Genomic DNA, 2,451 nt, shown 5'->3' on the forward strand with positions numbered 1-2,451 from the left:
ACCAGCATAACCAGCAGCATAGAAACCGGCAGGATAATCAGCGAAATCAATGTCATGAGCGGCGAAATGGTCAGCATCATGGCAATGACACCGATGACGGTACACAGAGACGTAATCAACTGGGTTACCGACTGGTTGAGCGACTGTCCCATCGTGTCTACATCATTGGTAATGCGCGACAGCACATCGCCGACCAGATGAGACTCAAAATAGCCCAGCGGCATACGATTGATTTTTTCACTGATGTCACGACGCATCTTTCTGCACATCTTCTGTGAGATACCTGTCATCAGCCAGCCTTGAATCAAGCTGAACAGACCGCTGACAATGTACATAATAATCAAACCGAGCAAAATTTTGCCGATTTTATTGAAATCAATGCTGCCTGTGCCTGAAATCTTTGCAATCAAGCCGTTAAACAGCTCTGTCGTTGCATTGCCGAGAATTTTTGGTCCTACAACTGTAAAGATCGTGGAACCAACCGCAAAGATCATGACAAATACCAAGGCAATTTTATAGATGCCCATGTATTTTAACAAGCTGAACAAGGTTCCTTTAAAGTTTTTCGCCTTTTCTGTCGGCGCACCAGGGCCGCGCCGCATTCCTCTTCCGTGTGCCATTATGCGCGTCCTCCCTTCTCTACGCCCGCCAGCTCTGCTTCAGACAGCTGGCTCTTTGCAATTTCCTGATAAGTCTCGCACGAAGCCAGCAGCTCTTCATGCGTACCGGAACCGACAATCTTACCTTCATCCAAGACAAGAATATTATCCGCATGTAAGATGGTAGAAATACGCTGTGCGACAATGATAACCGTTGCATCCGCTGTCTGCTTGGCAAGCTCTTTGCGCAGAGTCAAATCGGTTTTATAGTCCAGAGCAGAGAACGAATCATCAAACAGGAAGATCTTCGGATGCTTGGCAATCGCACGGGCAATAGATAAGCGCTGTTTCTGTCCGCCGGACACGTTGGTACCGCCTTGTGCAATCAGCGAATCGTACCGGTCCACCTTGGAATCAATAAATTCCGTTGCCTGTGCAATATCTGCCGCCTGATGCATGGCTTCGTCAGAAATGTCCTCGCCGCCATATTTCAGATTGCTCTCAATGGTACCGGAGAACAGAGTGCCCTTCTGCGGCACATAACCCATCAGACTGCGCAGCTTGTGCTGTGTCATCTCCCGCACATCCACGCCGTCAATCTTGATGGAACCCTCTGTCACATCAAAGAAACGCGGAATCAAGCGAACAATCGTCGATTTGCCGCAGCCTGTGGAACCAATAATGGCCGTTGTCTTGCCCGGCTCTGCTGTAAAGGAAATATGCGACAGTGCCGACTCATCGGCATCCGGATAGGTAAACGAAACATCCTGGAAGGTCACATAGCCCTTCGGCTGTTCCAGCGCAGCATCCTTTGGACGCTCCGGATCACTCAGAGAAATCGGCATATCCAGCACTTCCACAATACGATCCGCAGCAACACCGGCACGCGGCAGCATAATCGAAATCATGGTCAGCATCAGGAAGCCCATAACAATTACCATAGAGTAGGTAATAAATGCTGTCAAATCACCGACCTGCATCGTTCCGGCATCCACACCATGTCCGCCAACCCAAACAATGAGAACCGAAATACCATTCATGACAAACATCATGACCGGCATCATAAAGGTCATCGTGCGGTTGGTAAACAGCTGGGTCTTATACAAATTCTGGTTTGCTTCGTCAAACCGCTGTTCCTCATGCTTTTCTCGGCTGAAAGCACGAATCGGCATGATACCGGTCAGCATCTCACGGGAGACCAAATTCAAGCGGTCTACCAGCTTCTGCATGATCTTAAACTTTGGCATAGCAATGCCGGTCAGCGTGCCGACACAGGCCATCATGACGACAACAGCGAGCACAATCGTCCAACCCATGCTGGAACCGGTCTTGATGACCATGATAATGCCGCCAATCGCGACAATCGGCGCATACAGTACCATACGCAGCAGCATGACGGAGACCATCTGAATCTGCTGAATATCATTGGTTGAGCGGGTAATGAGCGATGCCGTAGAGAATTTCTCCATCTCTGCATCGGTAAAGTGCATGACTTTTTCATAAATCGACGCACGCAGGTCACGGCCAACCTTAGACGATGTAATCGACGCAATCAAACCGACCAAAATCGCCGCAATTGCCATGACAATCGCCATGAGCAGCATCTTTCCGCCGACGGTAAATAAATACGCATTGCGCACATGGTTCAAGTCGATGCCCTGTGCCTGATACTCCGCGGACACATAGTTTACAGCAATCTCCGTCAGATACGTGTCTGTCAGATCTCCCATCTTGGAAAACGCTTCATTCATCTGCGAAATCAACTGATCTTTTGTCATCATGCCTGCGGAAACCGCCATCTGAATCTGATCCAGCGACACCTTCGCCTTGCTGTTGTTTTGCAGCTGATAAA

The 2,451-nt window shown here is 49.2% G+C and carries 2 protein-coding genes; both read right to left on the bottom strand.

What is annotated here, in order from left to right:
- Positions 1-620, bottom strand: a 620-nt coding sequence (locus ACR0P9_RS10935; RefSeq protein ID WP_432620071.1) for an ABC transporter ATP-binding protein, incomplete at its 3' end; no start/stop codon positions are given.
- The coding region (locus ACR0P9_RS10940) for an ABC transporter ATP-binding protein (RefSeq protein WP_432620073.1) at positions 620-2,451 on the bottom strand (1,832 nt) is incomplete at its 5' end. The genes ACR0P9_RS10935 and ACR0P9_RS10940, both read right to left, overlap by 1 nt.

It is taken from the genome of Butyricicoccus sp. (assembly GCF_050872565.1).
In the GTDB taxonomy this organism is placed as follows: Bacteria; Bacillota; Clostridia; order Oscillospirales; family Butyricicoccaceae; genus Butyricicoccus_A.